Source organism: Arenibacter aquaticus (genome assembly GCF_003957295.1).
GTDB lineage: Bacteria > Bacteroidota > Bacteroidia > Flavobacteriales > Flavobacteriaceae > Arenibacter > Arenibacter aquaticus.
The window spans coordinates 566,484-586,290 of record NZ_RQPJ01000005.1; the positions used below are offsets into that span (position 1 = coordinate 566,484).

A 19,807-nucleotide genomic window follows, 5' to 3' on the forward strand; every position below is an offset into this window, starting at 1 on the left:
GTATTGGGCTTGGGTTTAGTTAAATAAGCTAAAAATAACTTTAATTGAATTCATATTCAAATAGAATTTACTACAAGAAATAAAATTTATGCAGTATCAAGGTGTTTTAAGAAAAATGCAAACTGAAATTGGTGACCCCATTCAATATTACCTCCTCTTTGACGGGGATTTTTTAAACCTCAACCAGGTTCTCAACAAGGAGCTATCCATAACCTTTATTAAGTTCCAATGTCTAAATTGTGGGGAAGAACGTCCTATTTTCAGGCAAGGCTTTTGCCGAAGCTGCTTTTACGAGATCCCCACGGCTGGAGATTGGATTATGAGGCCCGAGCTAAGTACGGCCCATTTGGATAAGGAAGACCGTGATCTTGAATACGAAAAAAAGGTACAATTACAGCCCCATATCGTATACCTTGCCAATTCTAGCAATATAAAGGTAGGCGTAACCCGAAAGTCGCAAGTCCCTACAAGGTGGATAGATCAAGGTGCCCATGAAGCCATTGAAATTGTTGAAGTACCCAATCGATATTTGGCCGGTATTACCGAGGTAGCCCTAAAGGATCATATTGGCGATAAGACCAATTGGCGCAAAATGCTCACCAATGATGTGGATGACGAGGATCTAATAGCTTACAGAAACAAATTAAAAAACTATATCCCTAACGAAGCCTTGGACTACTACATTGAAAACAATGAGGAAACCCATATGATCTTTCCGGTAATACAATACCCTGAAAAGGTGAAAAGCTTAAATTTGGACAAAACACCACATTACAAAGGCAGACTAAAAGGCATTAAAGGGCAATACCTCATTTTTGAAGACAATACCGTATTTAATGTACGCGGAAATGAAGGATATGTGGTTGGACTGGAAGTACAATAAGTAATGACCGGTAAGCCCCAATTTGCAAATCATAAAACCTATAAAAATGGACATAGAAACAGATTTTAGTGAAATACCTAAGTACTCCGGGGATATTTCAATTTTTTGGTTCAGAAGGGATTTGCGAATAGAAGACAACACAGCTTTTACCGAGGCATTGCGCAGCAAGCAAACCATACTTCCTATATTCATATTTGACAGCTGTATTCTGAACGAACTCCCTGAAAACGATGCTAGGGTAAGTTTTATCCACAAGACCATTTTACAGCTTAAAAAGAGTCTTATGGATAGTGGTTCGGATATTTTGTGCATTAAAGGCGACCCCCTTGTAATTTGGCCCAAGTTGATGGAACACTACACAATTAAATCGGTTTTTACCAATAAGGATTACGAACCCTACGCTATTGACAGAGACCGAAAAATAAAGGAACTGTTAAAGGAGAACAATATAGCGTTCCATGGCTACAAAGATCAGGTAATCTTTGAGGAAAACGATATTCTGAAAGGGAATAAAGAGCCCTATACGGTATTCACTCCCTACAAAAACAAATGGCTGGACACTTTTAAAGATTTGGCACCGCTAACAATTGCCAACCCCAATTTAAACAACCTAATAAAACTTACATTTCCATCCCTTTCCCTAGAAGATATTGGTTTTAAGGAATCTAGCATAGCGGTAAAGGATTATAATCTTTCCCAATTATCACAGTATGGATCCAAAAGGGATTTTCCTTCTGCAGACGTGGGAAGTTATTTAGGGCCACATTTGCGATTTGGGACCATAGGGATTAGACAGTTGATCCAAGAGACTAAAGAAGAGGATGCGGTGTTTCTAAGTGAATTGATATGGAGGGAGTTTTTTATGCAAATACTGTATCATTTTCCGCATGTAGTGACGGAAAATTTCAGACCCAAATACAATGGCATTCAGTGGCGGAACAATAAGGAGGATTTTAACCTATGGTGCCAGGGAAAAACTGGCTACCCCATGGTAGATGCGGGTATGCGGCAACTTAACAAAACAGGTTATATGCACAATCGGGTAAGGATGGTCACTGCAGGGTTTTTGTGTAAACATTTATTGATAGATTGGCGCTGGGGCGAAACCTATTTTGCCGAAAAATTACTGGACTACGAATTATCTTCCAATAATGGCAATTGGCAGTGGGCGGCTGGAACCGGCTGCGATGCAGCCCCTTATTTCAGAATCTTTAATCCGCACTCACAGCTTAAAAAATTTGACAAAGACTTCCATTATATAAGAAAATGGATCCCAGAGTTTGATTCATTGGAATATCCGGCCCCAATGGTAGACCACAAAATGGCTAGGGAAAGAGCTTTAGAAGCCTATAAAAGTGGCATCCAAAACGACTAATATTTATACGGGAAGCTCGTTTCTGAAGTTAAAATCTAATAAGCATTCAGTTTAATCCTTAGATATCCTTTTACCAGAATAAATATTTTCATGGGATTGGAAATGCGTATTCTTTCTTGAAGAATACTTTCCGGCTTGCACTTCTTAAGTTTCTTCAACAGTTTAAGGTAATATTTATAAGCAACGTAGACGCCAAGTCTACTTTCTACAGGCAATTGCACCAAACCCTTATAGGCTTTTAAAAAATCTTCTTCAATTTCCCTTACGATCTCATTCCTTACTTCTTGGGTCAATTCGCGCTTATGTACCTTTGGAAAATACGATCTGCCCAAGGTGTCAAAATCCTGCCTTATATCCCTTAAAAAGTTTACTTTTTGGAATGCAGAACCCAAACTGGTCGCCGAAGGCTTTAGAGCTTTGAATTTTTCCTCATCATTATTTACAAATACCCTCAGGCACATTAACCCAACCACATCAGCCGAACCATAAATATAATTTTCATAGGCTTCTTTGGTTTTATAATCCGATACCTTCAAATCATAACGCATGCGTTCCAGAAAATCATCAACATAGTCATAAAGTACATACTTGTGCACCACTTCCTGAAAGGAATTAATAATAGGATTTAGACTGATCTGCCTTTTAAGTGATAGTTTATAATCCCGTTCAAATTCATTAAGAAGTATCTCCTGATCATATTCACCAAAGGAATCCACAATCTCATCAGCGTATCTTACAAAGCCGTAGATAGCATATATTGCGGGTCTAATCTTAGGTCCAAATAGTCTTATCCCCAAAGAAAATGAAGTACTATAGGAATGGGTTACCAATTTACTGCATTTTAAGCTAGAGGAGTCAAAAAGCGCTTTCATTATATGTTGTTGAGAAATTAGGGAATGAAACGAGAAGGATAAAACTGAGAAAACCAACGGCCACTAGTTGGCCGTCAGTTTCCCAGAAAAAACATATTAAAACACAATCAATGGTTTCATATCAGTGCCCAAGGGCATCTAGTACCTCCTGCGGCAGCAATACCTTGTCTATAACATGTACCACTCCATTACTGGCAGCAACATCAGCTGGCCCCACTTGGGCATCCACATCGGTATCATCCTGAATAAAGACTCCCTCATTTATACTAATAGTCAGGGATTCCCCCTCAAGAGCCGTTGGCACTTCCTGACCATCACTCAAATCAGTGGAGTAGGCAGCTGTACCACTCACCACGTGATAACTTAATATCTTGATCAACAAGGCTTTTTCTTCTGGAGTATCAAAACTATCTACTCCCGTATAATCTGGCCCCAATGCTTCCAACAACTCAACAAAAGCTTGATTGGTTGGAGCAAAAACCGTGAATGGACCTTCTGTTTGCAACAAGGCCACAAATCCGGCCTCGGCCTCTACCGCCACCAATGCCTCTACCAGCACAGATAAGGTTTCGGTATCCGATGCCAACTCAACAATATTAGGTTGCGGGAAGAAAAAGTCCAGCGCCTCCTGAGGCAACAATACTTTATCTACAACGTGGACTACACCATTACTGGCAGCAACATCAGCAGGTCCTACTGCTGCATCCACATCGGTATCATCCTGTATAAAGACACCTCCATTAAGGCTCACCGTAACCGACTCCCCTTCCAGTGCCGTGGGCACTTCCTGACCGTCACTCAAATCAGTGGAGTAGGCAGCTGTGCCGCTCACCACGTGGTAACTTAATATCTTGATCAGCATAGCCTGTTCCTCAGCGGTATCAAAACTATCCAAACCTGTATAATCTGGACCTAGAACGTCCAACAGATCAAGAAATGCCTGGTTAGTAGGCGCAAATACCGTGAAAGGACCATCGGTCTGCAATAATGCTACAAATCCAGCTTCAGCATCAACTGCTACCAAAGCATCTACCAGAACAGATAAGGTTTCGGTAGCCATAGCCAATTCTACAATATTAGGCTGAGGGAAGAAAAAGTCCAATGCCTCCTGAGGCAACAATACCTTATCTATTACGTGAACTACACCGTTACTGGCGGCTATATCGGCCGGGTCTACCTGTGCATCCACATCCGTATCATCCTGAATAAAGACACCACCATTTATGCTTACCGTTACCGACTCACCTTCCAGTGCCGTGGGTACTTCCTGACCATCACTCAAATCAGTGGAGTAGGCAGCTGTGCCGCTCACAACATGATAACTCAAAATCTTGATCAGCATAGCCTGTTCCTCAGCGGTATCAAAACTATCCAAGCCAGTATAATCAGGTCCCAATGTATCCAATAAATCGGCAAAGGCCTGATTGGTTGGTGCAAATACCGTAAATGGACCTTCAGTTTGCAATAAAGCTACAAACCCAGCCTCGGCATCAACCTGCACCAAAGCACTCACCAAGGTGGACAAAATTTCCGTGTCCGTGGCCAGTTCCACAATGTTGGGGGTAGGTTCTGGTGTTAGGGCATCAATAACCGCCTGCGGCAACAACACCTTATCTATTACGTGTACAATTCCGTTTGATGCCCTAATATCTGCCGGACCCACTTTGGCATCTTCCTCCGTAGCATCCTGAACATAAACATCAGCATCAATCTTAATTGCAATCTTTTCACCCTGTAGGGTAGTAAATTCATCCCCATCCGACAGGTCACTGGAAGTGGCCGCCGCTCCCACTACAACATGATATTTGAGTATGTCGGCCAGAATTTCCCGTTTTTCAGGGGTATCAAAATCATCCAAATCGTCAAAACCATCCAAACTAGCCAATAAGGCCGTAAAAGCGGAGTTGGTGGGAGCAAATACAGTGAAGGTGCCCTCACCATTCAAGGCTCCTATCAAATCCGAGTTCTCGTTCTCATCCGCCTTGGTCAAAGCAGCGACTAAGCTACTTAATAGATCATTACTCTGAGCCGTCTCCACAATAGTAGATAAAGTGGGTTCGTCAATTACAATGTTATCATCATCATTATTACATGATACCATAAATAACAGAGTACTAATTAGTGCTAAAAAATAAATGCCAATTTTTCCCATGTCTAAGTTTTTAAATTAATTCTTAGACAAATATAGACAATATTTTATTTCGTCCAACTTTTAGTATGTTAAAGTTGGACAAAATAAATTTACACACTACAGATTTACATATTTTTGTATAACTTTAAACCATAATTAATTAGACGTAGACCATGAGCAGATATAGTATGGCACAAATTGTTTCCTTAACCGGTATCAGTTCCCACACCCTAAGAAAATGGGAGAGCAGGTATGACTTTTTGGTTCCAGAAAGAACCGAAACCAACATTAGATTTTATACGGACAGTCAACTTAAAAAGCTATTGAACATTAGTATTTTAAGAGAACAAGGACATCGTTTATCGGCCATTGACAAAATGTCGGACAAAGAAATCCATCAGCTGGTTTCCCAGGTTTTGACCAATTCTGATCAAGAAAGCGAAATTAAGGCCTTGGTTATAAGTATGATAAATTTAGATGAGCAGGAATTTGACGACATTCTAAAATCACACATAATCAAGAATGGCATTCTAACAACCTTTACAGAGGTTGTCTATCCATTTCTTCACAAAGTGGGGGTACTATGGGGTATAAACAAGATTATGCCGGCACAGGAGCATTTTGTCTCCAACCTTATACGGCAAAAAATATGCAGCGCCATTGATCTATTACCCATAGCCCCAAAGGATGCTCCTAAAATTATAATGTTTTTAAGTGAAGGGGAAAATCATGAAATTGGACTGCTATTAGCTTCTTTTATTGCAAAAAAACTAGGATGGAGGGTATTTTACTTAGGGCAAAATGTACCGCATGACAATTTGCATACCATGGTAGAGTTACTAAGACCTACATATATCTTAACTTTCTTTATCACCACAACCTCCTCCTCTGTAAAAGAAAGAATAAACAAAATAATTTCTCAATCCGATGCACATCTTCTATTCTCGGGAAGTAGCAGCAGCATTGATTTAAAAGAACTACAAAAGCGTGTGACCCAGCTAGAGACCCCAAAGGATTTGATCTCGATATTAGAAAATACAAACAATTAACTGTACGCCATATATTAAAGACCTCCCTAATTTGGTCATCTCATTGCTTTCGTACAGCCGGTGGTAAATATGGGAACTTTAATTATATCTTATCCCCTAAAGTTATATAGGAAGAACCACAAAATACTCCCCTTAATTCCAGTTTCGCTATAAAATTTAGCAGCTACTTTTATTGAATACTATCTTCTTTTGTTGTCTCTTCCTCTTGTTTTTTCCCAAACAATCCACCCAAAATTTTCTTGGCCACTTCTTTCTGTGTTTCTTTTTTACTTAGATCGGCAGAATCTGCTCCCCCTGTTGAGTCCATTTTTTTGCTTCCTCCTCCAAGCAAACCGCCAATAACACCTTTAGTAGTTTCTTGGTTCTCTTGTTTGGTAGAGTCAGTAGCCTTTTGGTTTTTGGTAATCAGTTCCCCAATGAAGTCCTTAGCCTTATCCTTGCCTTTATTGAGAAGCTTCTGCTTTTCAATTTCCACTAGCTCTGCCGTTACATTTTTAATACCTGATGTTAGGTCGGTAGTAACGGTAGGACTGGTATATGCCCCTCCAATGTTGGCGGTTACCGGAATAGTTAAGTTCTCCAAGGATTGCTCATCTATTCTGGCAATTAAATTATTTACATCAGAGCCCAGATATTTGGCAGGAACTTCTATGGTAGCGGTATAATTCAGTTTCTGATCAAAGGTATGGCTACCCGCCACATTTATAGCAATATCCTGATAGTTCACGGTAAATGGTTTAACCTGGACCATACCATTTTCAAAGGCCAACACCGTCTGCAAGTCTTTTAGGCTTAATTTCTCCAAATCCAAAAAATTTAATTTACTGTCCAATTCAGATAGTAAGGGAGCACTGTTTACATCAATTTTATTTGTTAAGAGTTGGGCCAATATATTCCCTGAAATAGTATTTAAATCTGGGGTAAAGTCATCATTCAAATTCCCTGACACCACCACATCGGAATTTAAGGTACCTTGCAAAATTTTAGCAATAGGAGCCAATGTCCGGAACATTTCCAAAGCCTGAAAGGTCTCAGCAATCTTTAAACTTTCCATCCCCAACTTCATGGCAAAGGTAGGGCTGGCCTCTTTAGTGGACACTTCCCCATTAAATGCCAATTTACCGTCAAAGATAGAAGATGTCATATTGGACAAAATTGCCTTTTCATCCTTAATACGCAGGCTTCCCTTAACGTCCTTAAGGGTAAGGTTGTCATAGATTACCGTATTGGCATAAGCATTTATGGTACAGTCCAAAAAGGATGGAATCTTAATTTTTTCCGCTACAGCCCCCCCATTGTCTTGCTCTTTATTAGCTGTTCCCTCCTCGGGTGTTTCTTCTGCCACCATAAAATCATTCACGGCAAAAGTGTTGGAATTTAAATTAAAGTTCCCCTCTATTTTTTCATCGTTGAACATAAACCCTAGGAGATTGTTTATAGTTCCTTTGGCATCAAAATCCGTTTCACCCGTAGCACCCTGAAGTTGGCTTAAGGTCACCGTTGTAGGATTAAAGGTTACTGCAGTGGATTTTAAAATAACAGGATTGGGAATTTCATCGGTTTTGTATTCAAATTCCCTTAGGTTTAACGTACCACTGGTCTTGGTATTTTCATATCTTTTATTTTCTATGGAGGCCATATCAAAGCTACTACTAATATCCGCACTCAATAATCCCTTTAAATCCAAATCGGCAGGCACTGGATAGGCCTGGGAGATATTGGCTAGGTTCATCTGTCCATCCACTTCGGCCACGACCTTGGTATTGCCTAGGAGCTCGGTTATTTTTGCAACCATATTAAACTTGTCCTCCTCTATCATAAAAGACAGCTTACGAATATCTACATAAGTATCCTCCGTAATACCCGTATTATTGGAGATTTCAGTATCTATAAATACGTTTCTAACCGACTTTGGCAGGTCTGGGTATTTAAAAGAAGCATTATCGGAATTGATATCTATTTTAAATTTAGGAATATGGGTATCATCCACAATACCGGAAAACTCCCCTGAAACGGTGAAATTACCCGTTGTACTTACCTGCTCTATATTTTTGGAATAGGTTTCCGGGATTACCGCCAAGAAATTCTTGAAGTCGGATGAAGGCGTCTTAAAGCTAATGTTTACCTCTTGATTATCCTCATTTATTTTTACAAACCCATCAAAAACCAACGCCAGTTGGTTTACCATGGCCTCGTTCTTTAAAAAAGAATATTTATTTTCCTTTAGGTCCACCCCTATAAGGGCCTTCAATTTCACCGGGTTCCTTTTCAGATAATCCGTACTGTCCATTACAAAGGATACCAAAGCAGAAGTCTCAGTATCCAATTCAGAGTTTTCCAAGGACAGGTCACCTTTTCCCATGTGGTTCATTTCGGCAAGAGTGAAAGACATACCAGTTGAAAGGTCGTCATAAACAACACTTCCATCAACTATACCATAGGATTCCATAGAAAGGGTAAACTCCCCTTGTGAAGAGGCTGTATCGGTGTTTTCCGAAGTAGCACTATCCCCTTCCGCAGCAATATCATAATTGGCATTGCCCTCTTTATCCACAGTTATATTTACAAGTGGTCTGTCTACCTCCAAACTTTTAATAGCTATGGGTTGGGAAGCATCCTTAAAAAGTTCCATTACAGACATGTTTAGAGCTATCTTATCTGCTGCAAAAAGAGTATCCCCTTCAAAGGGGGCCTTGTTTATTAAGCTTATCCCCTCCAGGGTAACCGTTGCATTTGGAAAACTGCTGAAAAAGCCAAGACTGGCCTCGGAAAAATCGAATTCGGCTTTAATACTACTATTCACCTTGTTCTTGATAATGTCCGATATCTTACCTTTTAGAAAAAAAGGGGCAGCAATCAATACCAATACTATTACTAAAAAAACACCGCCAAAAATCTTTAGAATTCTTTTTTTCATCTCTTATTATTTAAATGTTTTAATTCCCACCGGCCAAATTAACCTTATAGGGACACCACATATCCGTATTTTGCTCCCAAACTTTTTTATACATTCCACTTGATCATTGGCCATTAACCCTGGTCATTCCCCAAGTCAATAATTCTGGGGTGACCACTATTTGCCCAATAATACTTAAAACCAGCTATGTTTATTGAACTTATACATTAAAATCTTGACGCAATTCTACGATAAATAGGCTAGCCAAAATAAAATTCACACCGAGTTTAAACAATATTTAACACAGTAGACAAGTATTGCTTAACAGCTGGTGCCTAACCCAATAACTTTAAAATTCAGCATAGCGCTTGGCTTCTTGAAAAAGAACAGTAAAAAATGTATTATTATGCCACAAGATCAATTTCCTGATTCACTTTTAAATTAAATCGCCTTCTAAAAAGATATACGAAAAAATAGAGCAAGGGGGTATCCAAAAACGCCACAATCACTTTAAAGACAAATCCGCTTATAACCAAACCATAGAACATCTCCCAGGGCAAAATTTGAAAAATACATAGTAGCCCTACAACAGTAAACGTATCTATAAACTGTGAAAGGAAGGTAGAGAAATTATTACGCAACCACAGTTGTTTCCCATTGGTCAGTTTTTTCCAAAAATGGTAAATCCCAATATCTACGTACTGGGCAAAAAGATAGGCCAACATAGAAGCAAAAACGGCAATGGGCGAAAGCGCAAAAACATGGTTAAACACCTCATCATTGACTGGCGAAGTAGGTATTGCAGGCACTTCATTGGCCAACAATACTATTCCCATAGAAAAAAATGAAGCAAATATTCCAGCGGTTACAATTTGGTTTGCCTTTTTCCTCCCAAAGATCTCCGATATAAGGTCTGTGATAAGGAAGGTAAGAGGGTAGGGCAAAATACCCACGGAAATTTCGAATAATGGAGCTCCAAAAACTTCAATATCCCCGAAAGGTTTCCAATAGAAAAATTTTTGAAAAATAAGGTTGGACACCACCAAGGAGGTAATAAAAAGTCCGCCCAAATAGAGATAGATTTTAAACGCCAACTTTTTATCCTCTTCCTTTAAAACCTTGTACATTAATTTTTCATTAAAAATTTTAACATTGTATACTTTAAACTCTTTTATATCGTTTCTTAAACGCATGCGTTTAAAAGGCATCAAATTTAGGGAACAAGAATTGAATAACAACAAAATTGAAAACTTAACTTAAAAATGAAGAAAACTACTTTAGCAGCATTTCTAATTTTAATGGCCGCCGCCGTTAATGCCCAATCCTATATAGGGTACCATAGCGACAACTACAACGGGGTTCACGGACTACTATACAATCCGGCCAACATTGCGGATTCCAGATTTAAAACCGACATAAACCTTATTGGGGCCAGTGCCATCATTGGCAACGACTATTACGGAGCTAAATTAGAGGATATCTTTGAAGAAGATTTTAGTTTTGACGATGACGGTTTAAAATCGCCCAAGAATTCCAATAACGCTTATGGAAACGCCGATATCCTTGGTCCGTCTTTTATGTTCAATGTTAGCCCCCGCAGCTCCCTGGCAGTTTTTACAAGGGCAAGGGTGTTTTTTAATGCCAATGACATTAATGGGGAAACCTATGAGAATATATCGGACGAGTTTGACGAGAATGTGGATTTTAATGTAAACGAGGGCGACTATGAACTTAGTAGTCACGCTTGGGCCGAAACGGGAATTACCTTTGCTACCGTTCTTTTGAACAAAGATCAGCACTTTATAAAGGGAGGACTTACCCTTAAATACCTTATGGGGTATGGCAATGCCTACTCTAGCGGAAAAAACATTACTATAGATTACGATGCCGATGGTTCCGGAACCACAGGTAGTATTGAATCTACAGGGGAAATATCCTATGGTAACAGCTCCAATATAACCAATGATTTTGAGAACTATGAGTTTGAAAAAAGTGCGGATGGCTTTGGAGCCGATCTAGGTTTTGTATACGAGTGGCGTCCTAATTATGCAGATTATACCACAACCGATGCAGATGGCAACACTTATGCCCCAAAGGACATTAACAAATATAAACTTAAGTTTGGCCTATCCTTGACCGACTTGGGCAGTCTTAACTATAAAAACGGCTCTGAGGAAGCATATGACATAACCAATTCCATAAACCAGGACGATTTTGAAAACGAAGAGGGTTTTGAGGACAAGCTAAACAACTTGTATACTCAGATCAGGTCTGGCAACTCGGCCAAGGCGGTATTGCCAACAGCCTTGCATTTTAATGCGGATTGGAATATTAACAATCATTTTTATGCCAACCTCAACACTGACCTTTCACTAACTTCCAAAAGTAAGACCAACACCAACAGCATAGCCAATATTGTTTCTCTTACCCCAAGGTTCGAGAGCAAATGGTTTAGTTTCTATTCTCCAATTAGCTACATTGAAAACATAGGTGTACAATGGGGCGCAGGCCTTAGGGCCGGACCGTTATACATAGGTTCAGGATCCATTATTACGGTATTGACCAGTGATGAATCTAAAGGGGCGGATGTATATGCCGGATTAAAAATCCCTATTTACCAGAACAGGCCCAAAGACAAGGATGGTGATGGTGTTATGGACAAGGTAGATGCCTGCCCGGATGTTGTGGGTCCTGCCGAAAACAATGGCTGCCCATGGCCCGATACCGATGGGGATCAGGTTTTGGACAAGGACGACAATTGCCCAGAGGAAGCTGGTGTTATAGAAAATAAAGGATGTCCTTGGGAAGATACGGACAAGGACAGTATCCTGGACAAGGATGACAACTGCCCTGAAGAAGCCGGAGCGGTAGAAAACAATGGCTGCCCCTGGCCCGATACAGATGGTGACGGAGTTTTGGACAAGGAGGATGAATGTGTAGAAATTGTAGGAACAGTTGCCAACAACGGTTGCCCCGAGGTGACCATAGAGGTTCAAAAAACATTGAACGAATACGCCAAAACCATTTTGTTCAATTTTGGAAAGTCCACCATACAAACTGCTTCCACAAATGTATTGGTAGATATCATTAGCATACTTAACGAATATCCCAATGCCAAATTCACCGTAGAAGGACATACAGATAGTATAGGTAGCGTTCCTGCAAATCAGAAGCTATCCGAGGAAAGAGCCTTGGCCGTAAAGAATTTCCTTATTAAAAAAGGGATAGACCCCGAAAGGTTAACATCTATTGGCTACGGGGAAAGTAAACCAATTGCCACCAATATGTATAAAGATGGTCGCGCCCAAAACAGAAGGGTAGAGATCAACTTGGTGAAGTAAACATCCTAAGTTCTGGATAAAAAAAGAGACTGCTATTTTGGGCAGTCTCTTTTTTTATGTCCAAGTTTTATTTGATTCTTAGCGTAAAGGGCATTCTGGCCTGAACCCCTTTGTTTTCCATAGCGGTTTTAATCTCTTTTAAAATTGTATAGGCCTCAAAACCAATCTCCTGCTCAATAATGGCCTGCTTACTTTTGGCGCTAGCCCCACCCAGATCTTCCATCAGCTGCTCAAAATCTGACTTATATTTGGGCAATTTTTTAAGTCCGTAATTCTCCAAGCCTGCCAAATTAGCTGCCCCAGCAATGGCGTCATCCAAGCCACCCAACTCATCTACCAAGCCCAAACGCTTGGCGTCTACCCCACTCCATACCCTACCTTGGGCAAGGCTGTCGGCCTGGACCATGGTTATTCCTCTTCCTTGGGCTACCCTTTCCAAAAAGATACGATAGGTCTCCTCTATTCCTTCCTTTACATTAGTTCTAAAGTTATCCTTCATAGGCTCAAAAAGTGAATATTCCACGGCATTCTTATTGGTCCCCACCTGTTCTGCATTGATTCCTATATTCTCCGCCAATTGGCTAATATTGGGAATGGTTCCAAAAACCCCAATAGATCCGGTAATGGTAGTGGGCTCTGCAAAAATCTTATCGGCTCCCGCCGCAATGTAATAGCCTCCCGAAGCCGCTACATCGCCCATGGAAACCACCACTGGTTTACTCTTTTTTGTAATTTCTATTTCACGCCAAATAATATCCGAAGTCAAGGCACTGCCCCCCGGGGAATTTACCCTGACCACAATAGCCTTTACCTCCTCATCCTCCCTCGCTTTTTTTAGGGCATTATTAATTATTCCCTGACCAATAATATTGGGGCCGCCTTCACCGTACCATATCTCCCCCTGAGCATAGATTACGGCAATCTTATCCCTTCCACTATAGACCTTCTTTCTTTTGGAAGTCCCTATATAATCTAAAATAGGCACATAGTTTATTTCCTGATCCTGTTCTACCCCAAGGGTTTCCTTTATCAAGGCTTCATATTCATCAAAATATAGAGCTTCATCCACCAAACCGGACAAGGTTGCGTATTTACTGGTTCTAGTACCCAAGGTATCGGCTATTTGGTTCAAATTATCAACAGGGATGTCCCTGCTTTTAGAAATATCGGTGAGCATGGAACCCCATAAATTCTCCAATAATTCCTTAATCTGCTCCCTGTTGGCGTCACTCATTTCATTGGCCAAAAACGGTTCTACCGCACTCTTATATTTACCATGACGTATTACCTCCATCTTAATTCCCGACTTCTCCTGTAGGTCTTTAAAGAAAAGGACTTCGGTAGAAAGCCCCTTAAAATCCAGGGCACCAACAGGGTTAAGGAATACCTTATTGGCCACACTGGCCAGATAATAATCTTTTTGGGTATAATAATCCCCAAAAGCGTAAATAAATTTACCGCTTTCGGCAAATTCCAACAATGCTTCACGAATAGCCTGCGTTTGGGATAAACCGGCCATAAGAATATTGTTTTTTAGACTTATCCCTTTTATTCTGTCATCCTCCTTAGCAATCCTTATAGCATGTAGAATATCGTCCAATCCTTGATTTACATTAAAAAGTCCGGCAAACGGATTGGAATCATCCATTCCCATATAATCTTGGATAGGCGTTTGCAACTGCAGCTCCAAAACAGTATTATCCTTCACCACCACAGTCTCCTCACCACTTCCGATCAGGGCAGCAAATATGAGAAACATCACAAACATGATCCCAAAGGCAATTAGACAACCTATAATTGCCGCCAATAAATTTCTTAAAAATTTCATTCCAAATACATATTACTTATAACTCACAAAGATAAGGATTGTCCAAGTCATGAACTCGTAATTATTTATTAATATACTGTCCTTAACTGGCCACTATAGGGAAGAACAAGAATTCCCCCTTCAAAACGGCTAACATATAAGCTTTACTACAAGCCAAACTACAGTTAATATTAATTGGCCAGTGTTTTAAGTTTTTCCTTTATGTATTTGATTTCTTTTATTTACTTTGCCCGCTCTTATGAATAAGACGGTAACCACATATCTTTCCCTAGGAAGTAATCTTGGGGATAAACTTAACCACCTACAGGAGGTTGTATTTTTAATACAATCCAAAATTGGACGGGTGGAGAAGATATCACATATCTATGAAACCCCGGCTTGGGGATTTGATGGCGAGGATTTTTACAATGCCTGTATAGCAGTAAAAACATCCCTTTCACCAGAGGCCCTATTGGAAAAATTGCTGGAACTGGAAACAACTTTGGGCCGGGAACGCAACACTTCAAAAGGTTATGCCTCCCGTACAGTGGACATTGACATATTGTACTACGATAGGGAAGTATTAAATACCGATTCACTTACCCTACCCCATCCGCATTTACAATTGCGGAGATTTGTTCTAAGGCCCTTGGCAGACATAGCACCACAGTTCTATCATCCAATCCTAAACAAAGACACGAGAAATCTACTACAAGAATGCAAGGACACTAGCGCTATTACGCGGACCAAATATAAATTATACGCTACAAGACTACAACTCTTTTCCCAATTACATTATATCGCCATAGAAGGGAACATAGGTGCAGGAAAGACAACCTTGGCCCATAAAATAGGGCAGGATTTTAATGCAAAATTGGTTTTGGAACGCTTTGCCGATAACCCCTTCCTGCCAAAATTTTATGAAGATAAAAACCGCTATGCCTTTCCTTTGGAAATGTCCTTTTTAGCTGATAGATACCAGCAATTTATGGACGACACCTCACAATTTGACCTTTTCAAGAATTTTATGGTGAGCGATTACGATATCAACAAATCCTTGATATTTGCCAAAGTAACCTTGCAGGAAGAGGAATTTAGATTATATCGAAAGCTTTTTGGCCTTATGTACAAAGAGGTAAAAAAACCAAAGATGTATGTCTACCTATACCAAAATACAGAGCGTTTACTGCAAAATATAAAGAAAAGAGGAAGAAGTTACGAGCAGAACATAGAAACCAAATATCTGGAAAACATTAATAAGGGGTATTTGGATTACATTAAGAGTTTCCCCCAACAAAACAACCTGGTTCTAGATATTAGCGAACTGGATTTTGTGGCCAGCAGTGACGATTATGAAGTAATACTGCACAAGATTCAGGAGTTTGCCGTTGGGCTTTCATTTTAAGATAATTTTCACATTTTATTTGCACAGAACAAATCATTTTATTTACTTGCGCATGCAACAAAGTCCTTTTGAGTTATATCTAGAATTAGAAATTACACACAAAGGACTTTATAGTTTCAACTAACTAACTCAAACTATATTTGCCAAACCCAACCACAACGGTTGGGTTTATTCGTTGAAGTACTCTATCCGCAATTTAGGATTGCATTTTGGCCCATAGATCCCAGACCACCACCCCAACGCTTACCGAAATATTCAGGGAGTGTTTAGTACCGTATTGGGGAATTTCCAAAACCCCATCACTCATAGACACTACGTTCTGTGAAACTCCTTTTACCTCATTGCCAAAGACCAGAGCGTATTTTGCGTTTGATTCTACCCGAAAATCGTTTAACATATGGGCATTTTCGGCCTGTTCAACGGACAGGGCGATATATCCCGATTCTTTTAATTCTTTTAGCAATTGTACCGTATCCTCCCTATACTCCCATTCCACACTCTCTGTTGCGCCCAAAGCCGTCTTATGAATATCTTTATGGGGAGGTGTCGCTGTTATACCACACAAATAAATGCGCTTTATTAAAAAGGCATCTGCCGTTCTAAACACAGACCCTATATTGTTTAGACTCCGTACATTGTCCAACACAATACAAATAGGCGTTTTCTCTACCTGCTTAAACTCTTCCACATTGAGACGTCCCAATTCACTATTCTCTAATTTACGCATTTGATACCAATTAATTTTTATTTCCACAACAGTTACAAAGCCCTTCAAAATAAGGCGAGAGACATATAAAGTTATCCCCAAAATATCAACAATACTGTACTTTCCAGTAGATAAACCTTACTTTCGTTGTTTTACAAAGGATTGCAAAAATAAGTTAATATAATCGCTTTTGGCTGACAAAGGAAAAACAAAAAAGGTAACCCCTTTAATGAAACAGTACAATACCATTAAGGTGAAATATCCTGATGCCTTGTTATTGTTCCGTGTTGGGGATTTTTATGAAACCTTCGGGGAAGATGCCGTTAAGACCTCCAAGATCTTGGGTATTATACTTACCCATCGTAACAATGGGGGCGACCGTACGGAATTGGCAGGTTTTCCGCACCATTCCTTAAACACCTATTTGCCAAAGTTGGTAAAAGCCGGGCAACGGGTCGCCATCTGCGATCAGCTAGAGGACCCCAAACTTACCAAAACCATAGTAAAGCGTGGCGTTACAGAATTGGTAACCCCTGGGGTTGCCATGAATGACGATATTTTATCTGCCAAGACCAACAATTTTTTATGTGCCGTCCATTTTGGACGTAAAAGACTGGGCATCTCCTTTGTTGATATCTCAACCGGGGAATTCCTTACTTCAGAAGGCAACGAGGAACAGATAGATAAATTGCTCCAAAATTTCTCCCCCAACGAGGTATTGGTATCCAAAACCCAAAAAAAGGAGTTTTTAAGGGTTTTTGGCCAAAATTACCACACTTTTTTTACCGAAGATTGGATTTTTCAGGATGACTATGCCCTAGAGACGCTTACCGGCCATTTTAAGACCAAAAGCCTTAAAGGGTTTGGGGTAGACCATTTAAGCTACGGAATTGTAGCCTCAGGGGTGGTATTGCATTACCTTTCGGATACCCAACACCGGCAATTACAGCACATTAATACGTTACAACGCATAGCCGAGGAAGAATACATCTGGATGGACAGGTTTACCATAAGAAACCTGGAACTGTACCACAGCACCAATCAGAATGCTGTTACGCTATTGGATGTAATAGACAAGACCATTTCACCTATGGGTGGGAGGATGCTAAAAAGGTGGCTGGCCCTTCCTTTAAAAAACGTAGAAAAGATAAAAAGAAGGCATCAGGTCATTTCCCATTTATCCCAGAATAAACAGGTACTGCAAAAATTACAGCACAATATAAAAATGATGGGTGATCTGGAGCGATTGATCTCCAAGGTAGCCACTGGAAAGATCAATCCCAAAGAGGTAGTGCAGCTCAAAAATTCCCTAGAGGCCATCGTTCCCATTAAACAAATTACCATAAAAAGCAAGAATGAAGCCCTTAACCTTCTCGGCGATCAATTGCATACCTGCGACATGCTCCGTACCAAGATCAAGGAGATGCTCTGCGAAGAGGCCCCTGTAAACATTCTAAAGGGCAAAACAATTGCTGATGGTTATTCTGAGGAACTGGACGAACTACGCAAACTTGCCTTTTCGGGCAAGGATTATTTGGACAAAATGCTGGAGCGTGAGATGCAACGTACAGGTATCAGCTCCCTAAAGATTGCTTCCAACAACGTATTTGGCTATTATATAGAGGTTAGGAACACCCATAGGGACAAGGTTCCGGAAGAATGGATACGAAAGCAGACTTTGGTGAATGCAGAGCGCTATATCACCGAAGAGCTTAAGGAGTACGAATCCAAAATATTGGGTGCCGAGGAGCGCATTCTAATCTTGGAGCAGCAGCTCTTCTCCCAACTAGTGGTATGGATGCAGGAGTACATAGCCCCTGTCCAAAACAATGCCAATCAAATAGCCCAACTAGACTGCCTTTGTGGCTTTACCCAACTGGCTGAGGACAACAATTATACTTCCCCAGAGTTGGACGATTCCACTGAAATTTCAATTATAGGGGGCAGGCATCCCGTAATAGAAAAACAATTGCCATTGGGCGAGGCCTATATAGCAAATGACGTTACCCTAAACAGGGACGAGCAACAGATCATTATGATCACCGGACCCAACATGAGTGGTAAATCGGCCATATTAAGACAAACAGCCTTGATTGTACTACTGGCCCAAATGGGCAGTTTTGTACCGGCCAGTTCGGCCAAAATTGGTTATGTAGACAAAATTTTCACACGTGTAGGTGCCAGTGACAATATTTCCATGGGCGAATCTACCTTTATGGTGGAGATGAATGAAACGGCCTCTATCCTCAATAACCTTTCAGACAGGAGTTTGGTGTTGTTGGATGAAATTGGTCGAGGTACCAGCACCTATGACGGCATATCCATTGCCTGGGCCATATCAGAATACCTGCATGAGCACCCTGCCAAGGCCAAGACGCTGTTTGCTACGCATTATCATGAACTAAATGAGATGACCAGCACTTTTGAGCGTATTAAAAACTTTAATGTATCGGTCAGGGAGCTTAAGGACAATGTGCTCTTTTTGCGAAAATTGACCCCTGGGGGCAGTGAGCACAGTTTTGGTATACATGTAGCCAAAATGGCCGGCATGCCACAACAGGTAATACTCAAGGCGAACAAAATCCTTAAGAAACTGGAAAAATCGCATTCTAGCGAAGAGTTGTCCGATAAATTGCAATTGGTACAAAACGAAATGCAACTCAGCTTTTTTAATTTGGACGACCCACTATTGGAACAGATAAAGGAAGAAATTATCCATTTGGATATCAACACCTTAACCCCAGTAGAGGCATTAATGAAACTGAATGAAATAAAGCGATTGCTCTCAAAAAAGAAAAATGCCTAGGGCAGTCACCATATCAAATGAATCATAAAAGGCGTCCCCTAAATTATTCACTTTGCGCACATTAGAATTATTTTAATTCTTTTTAGAAAAAAGTTCTTTGCTTTTTATAGAATTATATTAAATTTGCTCCCGCATCTGAAAAGGATGTTATGTTCATTACAAATAATGCGAAAATAGCTCAGTTGGTAGAGCGCCACCTTGCCAAGGTGGAGGTCGCGGGTTCGAATCCCGTTTTTCGCTCCATGGTAACATGTCTACTGCCTTGAGCAGCTAGGCTCGAGTGGTGGAATTGGTAGACACGTTGGACTTAAAATCCAATGGCCATTATGGCCGTGCGGGTTCAAGTCCCGCCTCGAGTACAAATGAAGAAAGACCAAAGTGAAAGCTTTGGTTTTTTTGTGCCTTAATTTTTGCCAAAATTATATGAGTAAAAATGCAAGGAACAAAAATTGTAGTCCTATAAGGACTGGTCTTTTCTTATCAAAATTTTCGAATGGGACACACCGAACGAAGTGAGGTAATTCCCGCCTCGAGTA

The 19,807-nt window shown here is 40.4% G+C and carries 12 protein-coding genes and 2 tRNA genes; 8 read left to right on the forward strand and 6 right to left on the reverse strand.

Annotation, left to right across the window (positions count from 1 at the left end; genetic code table 11):
- The first annotated feature begins 88 nt into the window (after positions 1-88).
- Positions 89-883, forward strand: a complete 795-nt coding sequence (locus EHW67_RS11795; RefSeq protein WP_126162570.1) for a DUF2797 domain-containing protein — start codon at positions 89-91, stop codon at positions 881-883.
- A 46-nt stretch (positions 884-929) separates the two neighbouring features.
- Positions 930-2,258, forward strand: a complete 1,329-nt coding sequence (locus tag EHW67_RS11800; RefSeq protein ID WP_126162571.1) for a cryptochrome/photolyase family protein — start codon at positions 930-932, stop codon at positions 2,256-2,258.
- Positions 2,259-2,293: 35 nt separating this feature from the next.
- Here the strand turns inward: EHW67_RS11800 and EHW67_RS11805 are convergent, their stop codons facing one another.
- Positions 2,294-3,130, reverse strand: a complete 837-nt coding sequence (locus tag EHW67_RS11805) for a phytoene/squalene synthase family protein (protein WP_126162572.1) — start codon at positions 3,128-3,130, stop codon at positions 2,294-2,296.
- Between the two features lie 121 nt (positions 3,131-3,251).
- On the reverse strand, positions 3,252-5,282 hold the full coding sequence (locus EHW67_RS11810) for a fasciclin domain-containing protein (RefSeq protein WP_126162573.1): 2,031 nt from the start codon (positions 5,280-5,282) through the stop codon (positions 3,252-3,254).
- Positions 5,283-5,434: 152 nt separating this feature from the next.
- Here EHW67_RS11810 and EHW67_RS11815 point away from each other — a divergent pair, with 152 nt between their 5' ends.
- Entirely contained in the window at positions 5,435-6,310 is an 876-nt protein-coding gene (locus EHW67_RS11815; RefSeq protein WP_126162574.1) for a MerR family transcriptional regulator, read from the forward strand.
- A 169-nt stretch (positions 6,311-6,479) separates the two neighbouring features.
- Here the strand turns inward: EHW67_RS11815 and EHW67_RS11820 are convergent, their stop codons facing one another.
- Both EHW67_RS11820 and EHW67_RS11825 read right to left on the reverse strand, forming a co-directional pair.
- Positions 6,480-9,227: an AsmA family protein gene (locus tag EHW67_RS11820; protein ID WP_126162575.1), complete on the reverse strand. Its 2,748-nt coding sequence runs from the start codon at positions 9,225-9,227 to the stop codon at positions 6,480-6,482.
- 383 nt (positions 9,228-9,610) lie between these two features.
- The gene (locus tag EHW67_RS11825) at positions 9,611-10,333 is read right to left on the reverse strand and encodes a queuosine precursor transporter (protein WP_126162624.1); all 723 of its coding nucleotides are present in this window, start codon (positions 10,331-10,333) and stop codon (positions 9,611-9,613) included.
- 135 nt (positions 10,334-10,468) lie between these two features.
- Between EHW67_RS11825 and EHW67_RS11830 the strand changes: the two genes are divergently transcribed.
- Positions 10,469-12,547 carry a DUF5723 family protein gene (locus EHW67_RS11830; protein WP_126162576.1) on the forward strand — a complete coding sequence of 693 codons (2,079 nt, stop codon included), beginning with the start codon at positions 10,469-10,471 and terminating at the stop codon, positions 12,545-12,547.
- A 67-nt stretch (positions 12,548-12,614) separates the two neighbouring features.
- Here the strand turns inward: EHW67_RS11830 and sppA are convergent, their stop codons facing one another.
- The gene (gene sppA, locus EHW67_RS11835) at positions 12,615-14,375 is read right to left on the reverse strand and encodes a signal peptide peptidase SppA (protein WP_126162577.1); all 1,761 of its coding nucleotides are present in this window, start codon (positions 14,373-14,375) and stop codon (positions 12,615-12,617) included.
- A gap of 238 nt (positions 14,376-14,613) precedes the next feature.
- Here sppA and folK point away from each other — a divergent pair, with 238 nt between their 5' ends.
- Positions 14,614-15,759, forward strand: coding sequence for a 2-amino-4-hydroxy-6-hydroxymethyldihydropteridine diphosphokinase (folK, locus tag EHW67_RS11840; RefSeq protein WP_126162578.1), 1,146 nt, complete (start codon positions 14,614-14,616; stop codon positions 15,757-15,759).
- Between the two features lie 196 nt (positions 15,760-15,955).
- Here the strand turns inward: folK and EHW67_RS11845 are convergent, their stop codons facing one another.
- Positions 15,956-16,486: an RNA methyltransferase gene (locus EHW67_RS11845; protein WP_126162579.1), complete on the reverse strand. Its 531-nt coding sequence runs from the start codon at positions 16,484-16,486 to the stop codon at positions 15,956-15,958.
- A 208-nt stretch (positions 16,487-16,694) separates the two neighbouring features.
- On the opposite strand from EHW67_RS11845, the gene mutS reads away from it, so the two are divergent.
- The 3 genes from mutS (at position 16,695) to EHW67_RS11860 (ending at position 19,630) form a co-directional block, all read left to right on the forward strand.
- The gene (gene mutS / locus EHW67_RS11850) at positions 16,695-19,271 is read left to right on the forward strand and encodes a DNA mismatch repair protein MutS (RefSeq protein WP_126162580.1); all 2,577 of its coding nucleotides are present in this window, start codon (positions 16,695-16,697) and stop codon (positions 19,269-19,271) included.
- Between the two features lie 167 nt (positions 19,272-19,438).
- Positions 19,439-19,514: transfer RNA gene (locus EHW67_RS11855), tRNA-Gly, on the forward strand.
- 31 nt (positions 19,515-19,545) lie between these two features.
- Positions 19,546-19,630: transfer RNA gene (locus EHW67_RS11860), tRNA-Leu, on the forward strand.
- Positions 19,631-19,807 lie beyond the last annotated feature (177 nt).